This window comes from Nocardia sp. NPDC004151 (genome assembly GCF_042874235.1).
Classification (GTDB): Bacteria; Actinomycetota; Actinomycetes; order Mycobacteriales; family Mycobacteriaceae; genus Nocardia.
Map to the genome: position 1 here is coordinate 109915 of NZ_JBIAMR010000004.1, position 16361 is coordinate 126275.

16 protein-coding genes and 1 pseudogene are annotated in these 16361 nt (G+C 68.8%); 10 read left to right on the top strand and 7 right to left on the bottom strand.

Going from position 1 to position 16361, the window contains the following annotated elements; translation table 11 throughout:
- Nucleotides 1-164: 164 nt before the first annotated feature.
- Both ACFYTS_RS11295 and ACFYTS_RS11300 read left to right on the top strand, forming a co-directional pair.
- The gene (locus tag ACFYTS_RS11295; protein WP_387303086.1) at nucleotides 165-737 is read left to right on the top strand and encodes a hypothetical protein; all 573 of its coding nucleotides are present in this window, start codon (nucleotides 165-167) and stop codon (nucleotides 735-737) included.
- A gap of 9 nt (nucleotides 738-746) precedes the next feature.
- Nucleotides 747-1112: a hypothetical protein gene (locus ACFYTS_RS11300; RefSeq protein WP_387303088.1), complete on the top strand. Its 366-nt coding sequence runs from the start codon at nucleotides 747-749 to the stop codon at nucleotides 1110-1112.
- Here the strand turns inward: ACFYTS_RS11300 and ACFYTS_RS11305 are convergent.
- Complete coding sequence (locus ACFYTS_RS11305; RefSeq protein ID WP_357276389.1) at nucleotides 1070-1519, bottom strand: nuclear transport factor 2 family protein; 450 nt, start codon at nucleotides 1517-1519, stop codon at nucleotides 1070-1072. The genes ACFYTS_RS11300 and ACFYTS_RS11305 overlap by 43 nt on opposite strands.
- 958 nt (nucleotides 1520-2477) lie before the next feature.
- Here ACFYTS_RS11305 and ACFYTS_RS11310 point away from each other — a divergent pair.
- From ACFYTS_RS11310 to ACFYTS_RS11320, 3 genes are all read left to right on the top strand, one after another.
- Nucleotides 2478-3458 (top strand): terpene synthase family protein, encoded by a 981-nt coding sequence (locus ACFYTS_RS11310; protein WP_357276384.1) that lies wholly within the window; start codon nucleotides 2478-2480, stop codon nucleotides 3456-3458.
- A gap of 331 nt (nucleotides 3459-3789) precedes the next feature.
- Entirely contained in the window at nucleotides 3790-4773 is a 984-nt protein-coding gene (locus tag ACFYTS_RS11315) for a polyprenyl synthetase family protein (RefSeq protein WP_387303090.1), read from the top strand.
- A 132-nt stretch (nucleotides 4774-4905) separates the two neighbouring features.
- A complete protein-coding gene (locus tag ACFYTS_RS11320; RefSeq protein ID WP_357276380.1) occupies nucleotides 4906-5640 on the top strand; it encodes a glutamine amidotransferase in 735 nt (244 codons plus the stop codon).
- On the opposite strand, the pseudogene ACFYTS_RS11325 reads toward ACFYTS_RS11320, so the two are convergent.
- From ACFYTS_RS11325 to ACFYTS_RS11340, 4 genes and pseudogenes are all read right to left on the bottom strand, one after another.
- Nucleotides 5628-6909 (bottom strand): annotated as a pseudogene (locus tag ACFYTS_RS11325) (glycosyltransferase 87 family protein). The gene ACFYTS_RS11320 and the pseudogene ACFYTS_RS11325 sit on opposite strands and share 13 nt — an antisense overlap.
- Nucleotides 6910-6964: 55 nt before the next feature.
- Nucleotides 6965-8446, bottom strand: a complete 1482-nt coding sequence (locus ACFYTS_RS11330) for a hypothetical protein (protein ID WP_357276375.1) — start codon at nucleotides 8444-8446, stop codon at nucleotides 6965-6967.
- Nucleotides 8436-10082: a sulfatase-like hydrolase/transferase gene (locus tag ACFYTS_RS11335; protein ID WP_387303093.1), complete on the bottom strand. Its 1647-nt coding sequence runs from the start codon at nucleotides 10080-10082 to the stop codon at nucleotides 8436-8438. The genes ACFYTS_RS11330 and ACFYTS_RS11335 overlap by 11 nt, the downstream gene beginning before the upstream one ends.
- A complete protein-coding gene (locus ACFYTS_RS11340) occupies nucleotides 10079-11017 on the bottom strand; it encodes a haloalkane dehalogenase (protein WP_387303096.1) in 939 nt (312 codons plus the stop codon). Before ACFYTS_RS11340 ends, ACFYTS_RS11335 begins: the two co-directional genes overlap by 4 nt.
- Before the next feature lie 68 nt (nucleotides 11018-11085).
- On the opposite strand from ACFYTS_RS11340, the gene ACFYTS_RS11345 reads away from it, so the two are divergent.
- From ACFYTS_RS11345 to ACFYTS_RS11365, 5 genes are read left to right on the top strand one after another with little or no spacing between them, the layout of a single operon-like run.
- Nucleotides 11086-11640, top strand: a complete 555-nt coding sequence (locus ACFYTS_RS11345; RefSeq protein ID WP_387303099.1) for a TetR family transcriptional regulator — start codon at nucleotides 11086-11088, stop codon at nucleotides 11638-11640.
- A 22-nt stretch (nucleotides 11641-11662) separates the two neighbouring features.
- Nucleotides 11663-12019, top strand: a complete 357-nt coding sequence (locus ACFYTS_RS11350; RefSeq protein ID WP_387303102.1) for a DUF1330 domain-containing protein — start codon at nucleotides 11663-11665, stop codon at nucleotides 12017-12019.
- Nucleotides 12020-12051: 32 nt separating this feature from the next.
- Nucleotides 12052-13332: a BTAD domain-containing putative transcriptional regulator gene (locus ACFYTS_RS11355; RefSeq protein ID WP_387303105.1), complete on the top strand. Its 1281-nt coding sequence runs from the start codon at nucleotides 12052-12054 to the stop codon at nucleotides 13330-13332.
- On the top strand, nucleotides 13289-13687 hold the full coding sequence (locus tag ACFYTS_RS11360) for a hypothetical protein (protein ID WP_387303108.1): 399 nt from the start codon (nucleotides 13289-13291) through the stop codon (nucleotides 13685-13687). Before ACFYTS_RS11355 ends, ACFYTS_RS11360 begins: the two co-directional genes overlap by 44 nt.
- Before the next feature lie 34 nt (nucleotides 13688-13721).
- A complete protein-coding gene (locus ACFYTS_RS11365; RefSeq protein ID WP_387303112.1) occupies nucleotides 13722-14168 on the top strand; it encodes an SRPBCC family protein in 447 nt (148 codons plus the stop codon).
- Between the two features lie 79 nt (nucleotides 14169-14247).
- On the opposite strand, the gene ACFYTS_RS11370 is transcribed toward ACFYTS_RS11365, so the two are convergent.
- Together ACFYTS_RS11370 and ACFYTS_RS11375 are read right to left on the bottom strand one after the other, a co-directional pair.
- A complete protein-coding gene (locus ACFYTS_RS11370; protein ID WP_357276358.1) occupies nucleotides 14248-15078 on the bottom strand; it encodes a M12 family metallopeptidase in 831 nt (276 codons plus the stop codon).
- A gap of 5 nt (nucleotides 15079-15083) precedes the next feature.
- Nucleotides 15084-16355, bottom strand: coding sequence for a hypothetical protein (locus ACFYTS_RS11375; protein WP_357276356.1), 1272 nt, complete (start codon nucleotides 16353-16355; stop codon nucleotides 15084-15086).
- Between the last annotated feature and the right edge of the window lie 6 nt (nucleotides 16356-16361).

The following is a 16361-nucleotide window of genomic DNA, read 5'->3' on the forward strand; positions in this document are numbered from 1 at the left end:
ATGATGGCGCGCGGTCGCACCGTGCGGGCCGCATTCGCCGCAGTCCGCGGAGTAAATCGTCCGGCGTCGCTTCGCGGCCTTCGCCGGTGGCGACCCACCGGGTTTGAAGTGCCGATTTCGAGGCATTACGCCAACAGGGACACGGACTCGACCAGGAGGATCAAATGTCGAGCGGAGTATGGATCGCAGTGATAGTCGCCGCGGCGGTGATCGTGGTGTTGGTGATCGCGGCGGTGCTCGGGCCGCGCAGACGCAGCCGCAGGCTGCGGCGTCGGTTCGGACCCGAATACGACCGGACCGTGGAAGCGGCGTCGAACCGCAAGGACGCCGAACAGGAGCTGACAGACCGCGAAAAACGCCACGAAGAACTGGATCTGCGGGATCTGTCGCCCGAGGAGAAGCAGCGCTATGACGCGGCCTGGACCCACATCCAGGAACAGTTCATCGACGACCCCGGCGGGGCACTCGACGCCGCCGACCGCCTCGTGACGAAGGCGATGACCGACCGCGGCTACCCGAACGAGAACTATGACCAACAAGTGGCGGACCTGTCGGTGGAACACTCACGCCCGCTGGGCCGGTTCCGCGCCGCCCACGAGATCGCCGCGCGCGCCGGACACGGTGAGGCGTCCACCGAGGACATGCGCGTGGCCATCGTCGACTACCGCGAGGTGTTCGCCGAACTGGTCGGCGTCGATCATGGCGATCACCACAGCACCTCCCACCACCAGCAGTGAGGCATCGAGATGATCATGAATCCACACCCGCGCGAGGACATCCCGGCCACCGAGTCCGCCGAGCGCGAAGACCCCCACGGCGACGGCCGTTCCCACGGCGACGGCGACCCCGGGCGGCTGCGCGATCAGTGGCGCGATATCCAGGCTGGGTTCGTCGACGATCCCAAGGACGCCGTGACCCGCGCGGACGCGCTCGTGGGCGATGCGCTCGAGCAGCTCACCGATCAGTGCTCGCGCCGCCGTGAGCAGCTCGAAAGCGAGTGGGCGCGCGGCGAAGCCGCCGACACCGAGGTACTGCGAACGGCGTTGCGCGGCTATCGCGACCTGTTCGATCAGCTGGTGGGCGGCACCGCGTCCGAGGCGACGAACATGTAGCTCTTCTCCTCGACGCGCTGCTTGATCCGCCACTCGCCGTCGACCCGCACGAAGGTGTCGTGGTACCAGAGGCCGCACAGCATGAGCCGCCGTTCGCCATCGGCGGCTCCGACCATCATCGGGTTGTGACACATGGTCCGCGCGGTGGCGTTGTCACCCTGGACCCGGATGGAGGAATTGCTGATCATGTGTTGGAACGCCGAGAAGTTGGGCATGACCGTAGCGAGGAATTTCTTGGTGGATTCCACGTCGCCGGCCGGACCGCCCATGGCGGTGTAATCGATGTGGGCGTCCGGGGTGAAGATCTCGTCCAGCATTTCCCACTGGTGGGTGTCCACGGCGTGGGAATAGCGGACCATGAGGTCCTCTATTTCCATGCGATCCGAAATCTCCTGCAGGGACAACATGCTGCCTCCGGGTATGGCCGATAACTCTTCAGGGACGGTGGGCCACCGTACGCCCAGGGTCGGCGTTGATCTTGCCATTTCCGAAAGATGTTGGGGGCAAGTCCGATTGATGGCGGGCGATCCCCAAGAGGAGGGGGCTTCGGCGGCACTGCAGGCCGCCACGGGAATGGCGACAGCCGCAACGGAATCCGTCATCCTCACAGTGGGAGGCGGTCCCGACGTGCTCGCCTGTCAGGCGACGGCACAGCAGTGCGGTGTCCGAGCCGCGGTATTAGACCTGTCCACGCCGGTCACGATCAGCGTCATCGGGAAGGTTCTGGTGACCGGCGTGCCCGCGACGGATGTCACCACCCTGGACGCGGGACCGAGACCTGTCTCGTCTCGGCGCGAGGTCTGACCGCGCTTCGCCTCCCACTGGGACTCCATTCGCGAATCGGTGACAGCCGATCGCAGGGCACCCAATCCGCCTCGATGACCGTCACGATTGATTCTCGACTACAACTCGCCGGAGGGCGTCAGGCACCACGACACTGGTCACCTTCACCGTGAACGGCACCGCCCTCGACACACCCCCGCTCTGGACCAGCATCACTTGCGGTTCCACGGACAGAACCACCTGGACCCCACAGCAGGCGGAACGCTACACCCTGATCGCCATACAGGCTCTGGGCCGCGACCTTCGACGTGCTCTCGCATCCGGAGACCCGGGCTCAGTTGGCGGAGCGGACCGATGGCACTTGGGCGCCCAGCGGAAGCGAACTCGTGGAGGCGCTGCGGCGGATCACCGGGGTCCGCGACGCCACCCCCGACTAGCGGAAACGGACCGCGCGAGGGCCACGCCGGGTCGGGTGGCCCGCAGATTCCTACTGACTGGGATTCCAGATGCGAGTGCAAACGTCCGAAATGCCGTTATCGTTACGATCTACTCAGTAAATAGTTGGGGGGTAGGCAGTTTCGTATGGAAGCTCTCGAAGTCTTCATGCCGTTCGAACCGGCGGGGCTCAATCCCGCGGAGCCGCAGGCGGAAGCGGGAATGTGGGCCTGGCTGGAAGCCTACTCGCTGGTGCCGACCGAGCCCACTCGGCGGCGCATGGAACGGACCCGACCGGCCCGTATGTACGCGCTGTGGTGCCCGCGCGCGAACGCCGAGGAGCTCACCCTGCTGAGCCAGTACACCGCGTGGGCCTTCATCGTGGACGACCAGTTCGATATCGAAATCCCCGAGCCGCAGCGGTGTTTGGCGGCGATCCTCGCCATCGAAGCCGTACTGGACGGTATCGCCAAGCCGTCCGGCGTGCTCGCGATCGCGTTCGCCGACCTGTGGAAACGCTTGTGCCAGGGTCGCTCCCCGGCATGGCGCGAGAGTGTGCGCGGCGAGATCCGGGACTGGCTGTGGACCTATTACGCCGAGAGCGTGGGACGGCTCTCCGGCAATCTGCCCGACCTCGAGGACTACCGCGCGCATCGGCGAGACGGCGTGGCGCTGTTCGTGTTCCTCGACATCAGCGAGCGCGCCGACGGCGTCGACCTGAGCCCGGCGACCCGGCACCTGCCCGCCATGCGCAGTCTGCGCGCCGCGGCCGTCGAGCACATGGGCCTGTTCAACGACGTGCTGTCGGTCGCTTCCGACGAGGCGTCCGGCTACCTGTACAACTCGGTGTTGCTGGCGCAGTATCACCACGGCCACGATCGAGCTCGAGCCCGGCAACTGGTGAACGGCATGCTATCCGAGTGCGTGGCGCGCATGACCGACGCGGTCGAGCGTCTGCCCACCGAACTCGACGACGCCGGCATCACCGGCCGCGAACGCGCCGACGCCCTCGCCACCGCCGCGAATTACACCGTCTACGTGCGCGCCAACCACGACTACCACTATCAGGCCGCCCGCTACACGAGCGCGCCCGCCGAGGCGCTCGAACACGGGCTGCCACTGACCTGACCACGCCCGACAACGCACCGTTGCCGAACTGAAATTCGCAGGCAACCCCCGGGTTTCAGTTTCCGATGGGACTATGGGGTTCTTCTGAGCATTGCTACCCAGCTGCCACCGGGTGGCTGCGGTATCCGTGTCCGAGAGAGCGGGGCCGATTATGCGAGCGTCGAAACCGATCCGTTTCACCGTGGGAGCGCAGGGGGAGGGCAAGCGGCGGTGGGGCCTGTCCCGCCCCGCCGTGGCCGCTCACACCGGGCACGACGAATCCCGTGCGCGGGCAGCCGAATCCATAACGCGCCCCCTCGACTCGACCGCGGAGCGAAGAGCCCGTAGACAATTGAGCGAGGCCAGAGCGGCCATAGACCCGGTGTTGCGGACCGCGGTCAGTGGCCTGACCGAGCCGCTGGACCTGATGGCCGGGTACCACTTCGGCTGGTGCGATCCCGAGGGAGCGGCCGTTACCGGCGTGCAGGGCAAGGCGCTGCGCCCGGCGCTCACCTTCGCGGCCGCGACCGCGTGCGGCGGGGATCCGGGCATGTCGGTGCACGCGGCGGCGGCGGTCGAACTGCTGCACAACTTCTCGCTGGTACACGACGACGTGATGGACTGCGACGCCTTCCGCCACGGCCGTCCCACGGTGTGGCGGGTGTGGGGTGAGACCACCGCGACCCTGCTCGGCGACGCGCTGCAGGCGGTGGCGCTCGGCGCGTTGTGCGACGGCGTGCCGGAGACGGTCACCGCCGAGGCGGTCATCCGGTTGACCCGGGCCACGGTCGACCTGTGCCACGGGCAGTACGCGGACTGCGAGTTCGAGACCCGGGCCGCCGTCACCGTCGACGAGTACCTGGGCATGGCCGCGGGCAAGACCGGCGCGTTGCTCGGCTGCGCCTGCGCGCTGGGCGCACTGTGCGCCGGGGCCGACGAGCGCGTGGTGTCGGCGATGCACACCTTCGGCGCGGAACTGGGCCTGGTGTTCCAGCTGGTCGACGACTACATCGACATCTGGGGTGACCCGGAGGTCACCGGGAAGCCCGCGCACAGCGATCTCATCCATCGCAAGCAGTCGTTCCCGGTGGTGTGCGCACTGGAATCGGGCACGGCCGCGGGTCACGAGCTGGCTCGGCTCTACCGCACCCGGCACCCGTTGACCGCGGCACGCGCGGCGCGCGCCGCGGAACTGGTCGAGCGGGCGGGCGGCAAGCAGCGCACGCTGCGGCGGGCGTCGACGGCGTTGGAAGCGGCCTTCGCTGCGTTGCCCGATGATCTGGTGTCGGATGATCTGAGCGCATTGGCTCAGCTGGTCGCTCATCGCGATCGCTGATCGCGGGGAGACGACCGTGCAGGCAGGGCAAAAAAACAAAGTACGTGTAACCGGCGGTTACACGTACTTTGTTTTTTGGGAAATATCTGATGAGGTACGCCGACTGTACCAGAGCTCATCGACAATGTGGTGATGGCGAAGCCTTGTCTGCTGTTGCAGCTGCGGCCCGAGCAAGCGGCCTCCGACCAGGAGTATGAAGCGATCCTCGACGCGGGTGGTCTCGCGCCGGAGGAGGTGACACGGGTCGAGATGAATCGCGGCATGCCCGATCTCGACCTCGACGACTATTGGGCCGTCATCGTCGGCGGCGGGCCCAGCAATATCAGCTACCCCGAGGACCGCAAGTACGACTACCAGCGCGTCTTCGAACCCGAACTGAGGAAGCTGCTCATCGAGGTGGTCCGCCGGGACTTCCCCTACCTGGGCGCCTGCTACGGCCTGGGCGTGCTGGCCGAGGCCCTGGGCGGGACCGTGGGTACCGAGCGCTTCTCCGAACCGCCGGGAGCGACCACCATAGAACTGACCGGCGACGCCGCCGCCGACCCGCTGCTCCACGGCCTCCCGGACGCCTTCCGCGCCTTCGTCGGCCACAAGGAGTCCTGTCAGGACGTCCCACCCGGCGCGACGCTGCTGGCCCGCTCCTCCGGCTGCCCGGTCCAAGCGGTCCGCGTCGGCGAACACGTCTACGCCACCCAGTTCCACCCCGAGCTCGACGGCCGAGGCCTGGCCCTGCGCATCGAAATCTATCGCCACGACGGCTATTTCGATCCCGCCGAGGCCGACTACCTCACCGAACTCGGCCACCGCGAGCACATCACCGTGCCCCAGCAGATCCTGCGCCGCTTCGTCGCCCGCTACCGGGAGTGAGCTCCGATCAACGGTGAGCTCGTGGCCGGACGCGGTGATGCGCGTCGGCGGCTCGCGATCGCGGCGGCGACCAGGATCGTCCAGGTGAGCCAGATGTAGGCGTTGTGGGCGACGATGGCGAACGGGCCCGGATCGGCAAGGCGCAGAACGCTATCGGACGGCAGGCCGAGGAAAGGGAAGATGCCGCCCGAGCAGAGGAGGAATACCGCGATCAGGGCCGAGGCCGTCAGAACCGAACGGTGGCGCAGGAGCGTGAGGTCGGCCGCGCAGATCAGCAGGGGCGCGAGCCAGACCCAGTGGTGAATCCAGGTGTAGGGGGAGATGGCGGCGGCGGTCATGCCGCACAGGGTCAGAGCGGCGAGTTCCTGGCCGGTCGCCGACAGGCGGCGGGCCACGACGAGACAGGCCAGGGCGGTGGCGAGAGCGGCCGCGGGCCAGAGCAATTGGGCGAGGCCGCCGGAGCCGAGGGAGCGGGCGAGCAGCCCGCGCAGTGATTCGTTGTCGGGGTTGCCGGGGACGCCGACACGGGCCGGATCGGCGAAGGCGCCGCTCCAGAAGGTGAGGGAGTCCTTCGGCATGACGGCCAGACCGATCACCAGGGTGGCGGCGCAGGCGCTCGCCGCCGCAGCGGCCGGTCACCAGCAGGTAGAGGATGAAGAAGGCGGGCGTCAGTTTGATTCCGGCGGCGATACCGGTCAGCGCGCCCTTCCAGCGGGACGAGTCGGGCAGGGTCATATCGGCCAGGACCAGCAGTAGGAGTAGCAGATTGACCTGGCCGAGGCCGATGGTTTGGCGCGTCGGCTCACACCACAGCAGCACCGCGGTGGCGGCGGGGATGACGATCAGGAGTCGCCGGTCGCGCCGGAAACCCAGCAGCGACAAGGCGGCCCACACCGACCCGGCGAGCAGTGCCATATTGCCCAGCGCACCGGCCACGGTGAACGACGCACCGTGCAGCACCACCAGCGGCACGAACAGCAGAGCCGCGAACGGCGTGTAGACGAATTCCCATTCGCCGCGCGTGTGCCCGCGCAAAGGACTGTCGTAGACCGAAACCCCGTGCACCACACGGTCGGCCGCGACCCGGTAGACATCGAGATCGTCCAGCGGGAACATCGCGCGCGGCGGCAGTAGCGCTTGGCGCAGGTACCAGCAGGCGGCCAGGACGCCCAGCGCTCCGATCAGCCACACCATGGGCGCCGGTATCGACCGCCCGGGTGGTGCGGCGGGATTCACGGAGGCCGCGGCGCCCCTCGTCGGAACGGGCATGCGGACTCCCACGGTGGTTCGGGCTGGCGTGTGCCCGAACCACCGTAGTGGCGATTCAGTTGTCGCGCAGGGCGATCAACCCCGGGATGACCCCCAGATAGGCGGTGCCATCAGGGCCGATGCTGATTCCGGCGTAGTTGTTGTTGAAGCCGGGACCGGTGCCGGCGAGGTGCTTCCAGACCGTGGCCCCGGTGCGGAAGTCCAGCGCGGTGAGATACCAGGGATCGCTGGGTTCGGAGCCCTTGGTGTAGCTGTAGATCAGGCCGGTCGCCAGCGAGAGCTTGGGGACGACCGTGGGGGCGGCCTCGGTGGTGTTGGCCCAGACCTGGTGGCAGCCCGCGCCGTCGGGGTCGATATCGATGCGGGCGAATCCCGGGGTGGTGGTCTTTCCGAGCAGGGTGGCCTCGGGACCGGTGTACCCGTAGTTGTTCTCGACGACCAGCGAATTGCCCGCGCTGATCAACGAATTCTCGGTGTCACCGGCGCCTGCGCCGAACACGGGGACGGCGCACACCTGTCGCTGTGCCGCGCCGGGTGCGGTGCGGTAGACGACGACGTTCATCGGATCGGCGTTGTCGGTGATGGCGACGTAACCGCCCGACAGGATGGTCGGTGTGGTGCCGGTGCCGTCGTCGACCTGGCCCGGCTTGCGCTGTCCACTATTGGCGTAGGTGGTGCGCCAGGTGATGGCGGGCGCACCGTCGGGTCCCGCGTCGAAGCGGAGCAGTTCGCGGTTGGTCGCGATGTAGACGTCTCCGTCGTTGCCCACCGCGAACGAGTTCTCGATCTCACCGTTCGCGCCGTCGCCGAGCCGGATGACCTGTGCCGCACCGGAGTTCAGGTCCAGGGTGCCGACCACGCCGTCGGTGCGGGCGACGAACCACAGCAGCCCATTGCTGTCGGGCAGCGCCGAGTTGAAGGTCTCGCCGGGCCGCAGCAGTCCGGTCAGATCGTGGTCGTGCACGACCGTGAACCCGTCACCGGCGCTGTTCACCGCGAAGACGCGGATGTGGCCGTCGCGGGAGGCGACCACGGCGCGATCCTGGTCGTCGAGGTAGAAGTACGCGCCGCCGGTGAAGTTGCCGAACGCGCCCGGCCGCAGGAAGGCGCCCGGATCGCCGGGAAGTGCGCTGCGGCCCAGCACATTCAGGGTGACCGGGTCGAGCAGGTACAGCGCGGGCGACGGCCCGATGCAGGTCGTGATGATCCGGCCGGCGCGGTCGAAGGTGAGCGATCCGCACTCGCCGCCGATGACCGCCGACACCACGCGAATATCGTGGCCGAGCGGTCCGGGGCGGGTGGTGGTGTTGCTCATCCAGCCGTCGTCGTGGATGCCGGAGCTGCCGTTGGGCGCGAGGTAGGGGTGCTGCGGAACCGGCGGCAGACCGGTGATCGGTTGCGCGACGGCCGGATTGCCGAGGAAGACCGGTGGTGCGCCGGGCACGGCCGGGATGGGCAGCGCCGCCGCGGTTCCGGCGACCGCGGCGAACACGGTGGCGGCGGCGCCGATGACGCCGCCGCGGGAGCTATTTCGCACCGATGCCGTCCCGGAGGAAGTCGGCGAGCTGCTCCCCGAAGGGTTTCGCGGTCTGGGTGAAGTAATCGTTCCATCCGTCCTGCTGGGCCTGCTGCAGGTAGGAGGGTAGCGGCTGCTGCAGTTCGGTCCGCACGGCCTCGTCGTGAAGTCGGCTCATGGTGTCGCGCAAGGCGCCGCCGATGGCGGCGGTGTTGTCGAGTTCGAGCCGGCCGTCGGGGGTGGAGTAGTCGTAGAGCTCGTACTCCTCCTGCTGCGCCGGGTCGATGCGTGACGTGCCCGCGGCCCAGTGCGAGTAGCGGACGAATTTGGCGTCGGCGGTGCGCAGCGCGATCACGTGTCCCGGTGCGTCACCGTTGAATCGGACCGCGGCCTCCTCGATGGAGTGCTCGTCGGTGGTGTGCAGGATCCACGGTCGTCCGGGGGCACGCGGATCGCGGGCCACCGCGGCGATGTCGTGCCGCCCGGCCAGGTGCGCGTAGCGGTCGTCGGAGCGCCAGCCGGCGCCGCCGGTGCCGATGGTCAGCAGCAGGGCCGCCAGGTCGACGCTGGAGGTGAGCTGGTCGCGCACGCCGGGGGACGGGGTGAGCAGCCCGCGCGGGTCGTGGATGTAGAGCGGTACCCGCAGGGCCTCGTCATACGCGCCGCCGCCCTTGCCGTGCAGGCCGTGCGAGCCCGCGTAGTCACCGTGGTCGGAGGTGAAGACCACGACCGTGTTCGCGGCGACCTCGGGCCGGGACTCGACCGCGGCGATGACGCGGCCGATCTGGATGTCCACCTGCTGCTGGAACCACAGGTAGAGGTTGCGCAGGTCGATCCACTCCTGGTCGGCGCCCGGCGTGCCGTAGGGGGCCAGGCCGAAGGTCGCCGCCGACACTTCCACCAGCGCCATCTGTAGCCGCGGCTTCCGGGAGAGCTGGTCGAGGGTTTCGAAATTGCCGGGCAGGTCGTTGATCCAGCGTGGAATGTTGTTGTTGGCCAGGGTGCGTCGCGTCCAGCGCGGCCACCATTGGATGTCGTGCGGGTTGACCAGCGACACCGTCGTGCACCACGGGCCTTGCGCCGCATCGCTGTCGAGCCACTGGACGAATTCGTCGACGATGCGGCCGTCCATCTGCAGGCCCTGTTCGGGCGCGCCGTTGGGGGAGGGGTAGGTGCCGCCGTCGAAGCCGTAGCGGTCCAGGCCGCCCGGGGTGGTGTCGGCGTAGTGGCCCAGATGCCATTTGCCCCACCAGGCGGTGCGGTAGCCCTGTTCGCGCAGCATCGACCCCCAGGTGGGGAAGCCCGCCGCCAGTTCCGACTGGGAGGTCGACAGGCAGCCGGTCTGGTGGGCGTACAGGCCCGTCACCAGGGCGCCCCGGGAGGGGGTGCAGTCGTTGGCGGCGGTGTAGTGCTGTTCGAAGGAGACCGACTTGTTCCGCAGCGCGGCGATATTCGGCAGGATCGTGTCGAGGACGGATTGCTCGGGGAACCAGATCGGGGCCCGCATCTCGTCGACGATGACGACCAGGATGTTCGGTTTGCCCGGATCGTTGTCCCGGCGGTCGGGTTCCGCGGCGGCCGGGCCCGCTGCCGCGACCGCGGCCGCGGTGGCGCCGGCCATCGCGCCGGTGCCGAAAAACCCTCTCCTGCTGATCATTCGATCGCTCCTGTGGTCGTGCCGGTGGCGGCGATGAACGCACTGACCACGGCGGCGAGTTCGGGTCCGCGGTCTTCCTGGAGGAAGTGACCGGCGTCGGTGATGGTGGTGTGGGTCTGACCGGCGGCGCCGGGCACCTTCTCCTGAAAGGGCCGGTGACCGCCCGCGGTGATCGGGTCGCCGTCGGAGAAGGCGGTCAGTACCGGTTTCTCGAACCGCGCCAACTGTTCCCACGCCGCCCGGTTGGCCGGTGCGGCCGGATCGTCGGGGCGGGTGGGGACCAGGAGCGGGAACGCTCGCGCACCCGCCTTGAAGGTCTCGTCCGGGAAGGGCGCGTCGTAGGCGGCCACCACCTCGGGGGACAAGGTGGTGCGGCAGCCGCCCGCGATGATGCCGCCGACCGGAAAGGCCGGCGTCTCCTGGGAGAACCGCTGCCAGGCGGCGAAGGCGTCGGTGAGTTTCGCGTCGCCCGTGGGCAATCCGGTGTTGGCGACCACCACGCGGGCGAACCGGCCGGGGTGTTCGGCGACCAGCCGCAGCCCGATCAGGCCGCCCCAGTCCTGACAGACCAGCGTGATGCCGGTCAGGTTCAGGTGGTCGAACAGGGCCTCGCGCATCCACTCGACGTGGCGCGCGTAGGTGTAGTCGGCGCGATCGGCGGGTTTGTCGCTACGGCCGAAGCCGATGAGATCCGGTGCGATGCAGCGCAATCCGGCCTTCACCAGCACGGGGATCATGGTCCGGTACAGGAAGCTCCAGGACGGTTCGCCGTGTAGCAGCAGGACGACGTCCCCGTCTCGGGGGCCCTCGTCGAGGTAGTGCAGTCGCAGCCGGGTCGCGCTCCCGTCTCCGGCGGCGACGTCGATGTAGTGGGGTTCGAAGTCGAAGTCCGGCAGATCGGCGAACCGGTCGTCCGGTGTCCGCAGTGCGTGCATGCTGCCGACCCTAAAACTATTTGCACGTGGAGTGCAACAATCAATTTTCCTGTGTAGGGTTGACCGTGATGGACGGACGTACCGCACGAGCGGCGAAGAACCGCCAGGCGGTCCTGGAGGCCGCCCTGGCGCTCATCGACGAGGGCAATCTGCAACCGACCGCGCAGGCGGTCGCCGAGCGGGCGGGCGTCGCCACGCGGTCGGTGTACCACCACTTCCAGGACCTGGAGACGCTGTATCTCGACGCGGCGCAGACCCAGATCGCCCGGCATTGGATCGCACTCCTGGAACCGGTGACCGGCGACCTGAACCAACGCATGGACACCCTCGTGGCCCTGCGCTCCGACCTGTTCGAGAACGTCACCAGCACCCGCCGAGCCGCGCTGCTGCGCGAACACGAATCCGTGGTCCTCTCCGAACGTTTGAACGAGAGCCGCGTGGCGCTACGTGCCCACCTGCGCACCAATCTGCCCGAACTCGACGCGCTGGAACCGGCCTCCCGCGAAGCCGTCTTCGCGATGTGTTCCTGGGAGACCTGGGACGTCCTGCGCCGCCATCAAGCCCTACCGGTCGACGCCGCCCGCGCGGCCGTGACCGCGGTCCTGACCCGCATGCTCACCTGAGCCGCCGAAAAGGAACATCCCCATGGCCATCGTGCCCGACGCCGATCAGTTCACCCGCTTCGCCGAAACCGCCGGCGAGGGGCCGATCGCGATGCTCAATCTCATCAAATTCCGGGATCGCGCCGAATACGCGAGCTACGGGGCAGCCGTGCTGGCCATGGTCGAGAAGCAGCGGGGCCGCCTGCTCTGGCACGGCGAACCCCAGCAGACGCTGATCGGCGACGAGGACTGGGACTACGTCGCCCTCGTCGAATACCCCAGTCGCCAAGCATTTCTGAACATGGTGACGGCACCCGAATACGAGCAGATCCACCAGCACCGGGAGTCCGGCATCGACTACACGACCTTGATCGCATGCCGGCCGTTCCCGACCCCGTGACCACGCCCCCGGGGCGCGACTAGGCTTTCCGGGTGCTGTTCCTCCGGGTGCTCGGCCCGATCGAGGTCGAGGTGGACGGTCGGCTCGTCGACATCGGCGGGCCCGTTCCCCGGCGGTTCCTCGCGGCCCTGTCGACCACGCTCGGCTCCGCGGTTTCCGACGAGGCGCTCGGTGAGCTGATCTGGGGCGCCGATCGGCCGCAGCAGGTAGGCGGCACGCTGCGGGTGGTGGCTTCGCGGCTGCGGTCGGCGTTCGGCCCCGCAGCCCGGGACCTCTTGCAGCGCGGCGTATCCGGATATCGGCTGGAGGTGCCGCCGGAGTGGTCCGACAGTGGGCGCTTCGCGGCATCGGTCACCGAAGGAATTCGGGCGCTGGCGGCCGGGGAGGCGGCGCGCGCGGAGCGGCTCCTGGCGGATGGGCTGGCGCTGTGGCGCGGGGAACCGTGGCCGGAGCTGGATCACGCGCCCGCGTTGCCCGCCGAACGGACGCGGCTGGCCGAGCTGCGCGATGTCGCGGTCGAAGAGTTGCAGGCGGCGCGACTGGCCTGCGGGCAGACCGCAGCGGCGGTCGCGGCATTGAGCGAGGCGGTGGCGCAGGCCCCGTTCCGGGAGCGGCGCTGGGAGCTGCTGGCACTGGGGCTGTATCGCGGCGGGCGGCAGGCGCAGGCGCTGGCCGAGCTGCGGCGGGTGCGGGAGCTGCTGGTCGAGGAGCTCGGCGTCGAGCCCGGACCCGCGCTGCGCCTGCTCGAGCAGCGGATGCTCGAACACGATCCCGGGCTGCTGACCACGGCCCGTCCTCGGCCACCGGCCGACGGCGCGGTTCGCGCTGTGCCGCAGCCCGTTTCGAGGCTGCTCACCTCCTTTGTCGGTCGCGACCGGGAACTACGGCTGCTGACCGAGCTGCTGACGGAGCAGCGAATGGTCGGTCTCGTAGGGCCCGCCGGGGTCGGCAAGACCAGGCTGGCGGTCGAATACTGTGCGACGCAGGAGGATACGGTCGACCGCTGGGTTGTGCGGCTGGGTGATGTCCGCCGCGGCGACGCGGTCGCGATGGCGGTCGCGTCCGCGCTCGGGCTCATCCACCACAGCGGCGACCCCGCCGCCGTGGTGCGGCGCGCGCTCGCGGTACGGCCGGGATTGGATCCGCGGCTGCGCGCAGTTCGGTCACGGCATCACCTTGCTGCTGGAGGGCGACGGGATCGAGGCCCTCCGATGGCTGCGCAGTGCGCGGGAGCTCAGCGCCGACTGCGGTCACCTCTGGTGCCAGGGCATGGCCGATGTGGTGGTCGCCTGGTCGGTGCTCTCCCCGGGTGACGACAGGAACGCCGCCGCCGAGGCACTGACCGCGCTCGACCGGGCCTTGGGCGTGTTCGCCGAACAGTCGAACATCTCCGACGCCCTCGGCGCGATCTACGCGGCGGCGCACGCGCTCATGCTCGCCTCCGAACCCCGGACGGCACTTCAGCTGCGGGCGGCCGCGCTACACCACTCCGAGCGTGTCGGAGCCGACCCGCGCCGCTACGCGCAGTTCGCGCATCCGGCGTTGATCGAGCGGATGAATCGGCTGCTGCCCGATGCGGACGCGGCGGCCGCCGAACAGGCGGGGAAGCGGATGAGCTGGACGGACATGATCGATCTCGTCCACGACGCCGCCGGCAAGCCGTTGTAGCGGATTTGAAACACCATTCGGCGACGGTGAACCGGTGACCACCTTCGACTTGTCCACCGAGACCACCGTCGATTGCCCTGCCTCGAAAGTCTGGGCGATCCTGGCCGACTACGCCAACGACACCGCCTGGCGCACCGGCGTCGTCGCCATGGCCGCGCACCCGCCCGGCCTCGTCTCACCCGGTACCCGCACCGCCGAGGAACTCCGATTCGCCGGACGCACCTGGCGCAATGGCGGCGAAGTCCGCACGGTCGACCCCGGCACCCGGATGACCTGGCGCACCACCTCGGGAGCCGATGCCGAGGGCGCCCGCACCGTGACCCCGATCGGCACCGATCGATCCCGGATTCGCGTGGAACTGCGGGTCACTCCGCACGGCGTGCAGCGACCGTTCGGCGCGCTGCTGGCCCGCATGCTGCAGCGCAATCTCGACCGCGATATCGCCGCACTGCGGACGCTGATCGAGCGCACGGGCGCGTGACGCGCCGATACTCACCAACTTCGATCGGCCGAAGCCGTTGCGATGCAACGGCTTCGGCCGTCCCCTCGTATCGAAGCGGTCACCGGGCGTGCGCGGTGGCCTTCGCGGCCGGGTGGGGTGTGCCCACCAGGGCCGCCGGGTAGAGCGTCTGAGCGAACTTGCGGTCCTGGGCGTCGATGTCCAGCCCGCCGGGGACGGGCTTGCCGTCGCGCATGATCGAGCCCGGCAGCTGGTAGCACATGATCGACACGGTGTCGGCCGGCGTGGCGATGAGGCTGACGTCCTCGAGCGGGGTCAGCACCTGGGCGCGGGTGGTGTCCGGGCTCCAGCCGTCGGTCTCCTGGAAGTACCGGATCGCCTTCTTGGGGTCGATGTTCTCGACGACTTCGCGGCGCATGTGCTCGTGCGGGAAGCCCAGGGTGTGGCCGGTTTCGTGGCGCACGACCCGCTTGTACTCGCTCTCGGGGGTGTCCATGGAGAAGGAGTCCAGGTTCATGGTCGGCTGGTCGGCGGCGATGTGCAGGATGTCGGTGCCCAGATACGACCAGTAGCCGTCGCCGGGAGTGCGGGCGATCCGCACTTCCGCGTCCTTGCCGCGGCTTTCGGAGAACTTGATGTTCGCGCCCGGCGACCACGCGTTCATGTGGCTGACGATGCGCTTCTTGAGGTCGGAGTCGTCGGTATCGAGGAACCGGACGGCCAGGTGGACGCCGCCGCTGCGCCAGTATTTGGTGGTGAGGGCGGAGATGAACTCCTTGTTCACCGTGCCCGGGGCGACCAATCCGGTGACCGGACGCAGGTACGGGCGGTTCGCGGGATTGATCTCCACGGCCGTCTTGGCGGCCGCGAACAGGGTGTCGCCGGGCAGGCTGCGCGGCGTGCACACGATGATGGCGTCTCCGGTGGACATGTCTTTCACTCCTGATGGTGATTCGTTGCGGTGAGGGTGACCTCGGTCCAGAGGTCGCCGTGCACGGCCAGGTGACCGGGTACGGCTGCGGGCGGCTGGTCCGCTCGGACCACCGTGTGATGGTGCTGTTCGAGCGACTCGACCAGCGACTTCTTGGGTATGGTCTTCACCCATCGCTGCACCGGCCCGAATGGAACCATCGCGTATCCCGATGTCTGCCAGTCCTTTTCGACGAATCGGCGAGGAGTGGCATTGTGCGATCCGTGATGGCCGACCTTGTACAGCGCCAGGTCGGTCAGCAGGTCGATATTGCGGGCGTCGGAGAACACGTACTCCCACGCACCCTGCTGCGCGTCCCCGGGGAACAGCAGCCGCGTTCCGGACACATCGAGGACGAAGAAGACACTGGTGTTGTTCACGGCGTTCTCCAGAATCGCCGCGGCGCGCAGCAATCGGTCGTCATCGTGCACCAGATTCTCCAGCGCCAGATCCGTTTTCGCCTCCGGAAGCCGGCCCGGCAGCTGACCGGAGGTGATGTACCGCGCGTGGAACAGCGGCGTGAGCGGCGCGGCGGAGTCGGCGCCGGCGCCCGCCCGGACCAGCGGCCACGACTGCTGGGCGGGCGGATCCATGCGTTTGAGGAACTTGATGTCGCGGGAGGGCCCGAGAATGTGGGCGACCACGCCGACGCGGTCCACGGCGATCCGGTTCTCGGCCTCGGCCCGGCTGGGCAGGAACCGAACCCGGTGCGGGGCGGCGAACCCGCGCTGATTGCGGCCCAGCAGACGATCGGTCGCGGCGGCATTGCCCTGCGCGTTGAGCGCGAACATCCGGGCCTGTGCGACACCGGCGGGCAGGCGGCCGTCGAGTTCGGCGACCCGCCGCTCGCTCAGCGCCAGCAGGCCGTTCGCGGCCTCGGCCTGACCGCCGCGGATGCGGCGCGCGTCCGCGTCGTCGGGGTCCTCGACGAACGGCACCCACACCTCGTCCACCAGCACCTGTTCCCATTCCTCGCAGGCGAATCCGGTGATGTGGTCGGCGTGGTGGTGGGTGGCGACCACGACATCGAGGTGCGGACGGTGATCGGGCGCGGACTCGGTGAGATCGGCGATGATGGCGCGCACCGACTCGCGGATCGGGCGGGCCCGGCCCTGACTGTGGACACCGCAGTCGACCAGCATCCGCCAGGTGTCCTCGCCGCGGCGGACGGTCACCGTGAACGCGTCGCCGAAGCCCACGTTGTACATGCGGACCGAAATCGTTGTCCGGGTGGCCATCTCGCA